The sequence below is a fragment of the Pseudomonas sp. genome (genome assembly GCF_049590575.1).
Classification (GTDB): Bacteria; Pseudomonadota; Gammaproteobacteria; order Pseudomonadales; family Pseudomonadaceae; genus Aquipseudomonas.
The window spans coordinates 1-1,922 of the sequence record NZ_JBAWDE010000100.1 but is presented as its reverse complement, the minus strand read 5'-3'; the positions used below and the strand labels follow the sequence as shown (position 1 = coordinate 1,922).

The following is a 1,922-nucleotide window of genomic DNA, read 5'->3' as shown; positions in this document are numbered from 1 at the left end:
CTCGGTGGCTGGCACTCCCTCATCGGGGGCAAGCCCCCTCCCACATTTCGATCCTCGTTCCGTCAGGCAGATCTGTCCTCAATAAACATAACAAGAGGCACCCCCCATGCACCCTGAATCCTTCACCGGGCAGGCTTCTCTCGTCACGCCCAGCAGAAAGCGTTTCTTCATCATGGTGCTGCTGTTTATCACCGTGGTGATCAACTACCTCGACCGCAGTAACCTGTCGATTGCCGCCCCGGCGCTGACCAGCGAACTGGGGATCGACCCGGTACATGTCGGGCTGATCTTCTCCGCGTTCGGCTGGACCTATGCCGCCATGCAGATCCCCGGCGGCTGGCTGGTCGACCGGGTGCCGCCGCGCATCCTCTACACCGTGGCCCTGTTGCTGTGGTCGATTGCCACCGTGATGCTCGGTTTCGCCGCCAGTTTTATCGCGCTGTTTGTGCTGCGCATGGCCGTCGGCGCCCTTGAGGCGCCGGCCTACCCGATCAACAGCCGGGTGGTCACCACCTGGTTTCCCGAGCGCGAGCGCGCCACCGCGATTGGCGTCTACACCTCCGGGCAGTTTGTCGGGCTGGCGTTTCTGACGCCGGTACTGGCCTGGCTGCAGCACGCGTTTGGCTGGCACATGGTGTTCGTGGCCACCGGCGGCGTAGGCATTGTGTGGGCGCTGATCTGGTACGCGGTGTACCGCGAGCCGAAGGATTTCAAGGGCGCCAATGCGGCTGAAATCGAACTGATCCGCGAAGGCGGCGGCCTGGTGGACATGCAGGCGCAAGCGACCAAGGCGCCGTTCAGCTGGGTCGACCTGGGCATTGTGCTGAGCAAGCGCAAACTCTGGGGCATCTACCTGGGGCAGTTCTGCCTGAACTCCACGCTGTGGTTTTTCCTGACGTGGTTTCCGACCTACCTGGTGAAATACCGCGGGATGGACTTCATCAAGTCCGGCTTGCTGGCATCGCTGCCGTTTCTAGCGGCGTTTGTGGGCGTGCTGTGCTCGGGGATTTTTTCCGACTGGCTGATTCGCCGGGGCGCCACGGTGGGCTTTGCGCGCAAGTTGCCGATCATTGGCGGGCTGCTGATTTCCACTGCGATCATCGGCGCCAACTACGTGGAGTCGACGGCGTGGGTGATTGCATTCCTGGCGTTGGCGTTTTTCGGCAATGGCCTGGCGTCGATCACCTGGTCGCTGGTCTCGACCCTGGCACCCGCCCGCCTGTTGGGGCTGACCGGTGGGGTGTTCAACTTCATCGGCAACCTGTCGGCGATTGCCACGCCCATCGTGATTGGCTTTTTGGCCAGCGGCGATTCGTTTGCGCCGGCGATTACCTACATCGCGGTACTGGCGTTGCTAGGGGCGCTTTCCTACGTGTTGCTCGTTGGTAAAGTCGAACGCATCGAACTTTCAGATGGACGCTAAACCCCTGTGGCGAGCGGGCTTGCCCCGCGTTGGGGTGCGAAGCGCCCCCAAAACCTGACAACGCGTTTTCCCTGAAGAACTTTGGTGGCCTTGATGGGGCTGCTTCGCAGCCCAACGCGGGGCAAGCCCGCTCGCCACAACAGCCCGCTTTCCACAGTAAGCGGGCTTGTCCCATCGTTAGGGGGTGTTAGTTGAGAACGCCGTCCAGAATCTCATAGACGATGCCGGTGCCCACGGCGATCAGCACCACATCCGGCCCAGAGCGGCGCCATTCGTAACCTGGGTAAACCGGCAGGCGCGCCAGCGCGCGGTTGTCCAGGCGTTCGCCGTAGTAACCGCGAGGTAACGGTTGGCCGCGTACCAGGCGCACATTCGGCGGTGGCGGTGCGCCACGCGAGAACTGGCCGTGGTTGTCATGGATGATCTGCCGCACGGGGCCAAAATCCTGGGGTGGCCCGCCGCGACGGTTGTCCTGCGGGCCGCGATGGTCATCGCCACG

2 protein-coding genes are annotated in these 1,922 nt (G+C 62.9%); one reads left to right on the top strand and one right to left on the bottom strand.

Going from position 1 to position 1,922, the window contains the following annotated elements; translation table 11 throughout:
* The first annotated feature begins 106 nt into the window (after nucleotides 1-106).
* Nucleotides 107-1,423 (top strand): MFS transporter, encoded by a 1,317-nt coding sequence (locus WBR57_RS08110; protein WP_424083380.1) that lies wholly within the window; start codon nucleotides 107-109, stop codon nucleotides 1,421-1,423.
* A gap of 187 nt (nucleotides 1,424-1,610) precedes the next feature.
* On the opposite strand, the gene WBR57_RS08105 is transcribed toward WBR57_RS08110, so the two are convergent.
* Nucleotides 1,611-1,922, bottom strand: a 312-nt coding sequence (locus WBR57_RS08105; RefSeq protein WP_424083379.1) for an anti-virulence regulator CigR family protein, incomplete at its 5' end; no start/stop codon positions are given.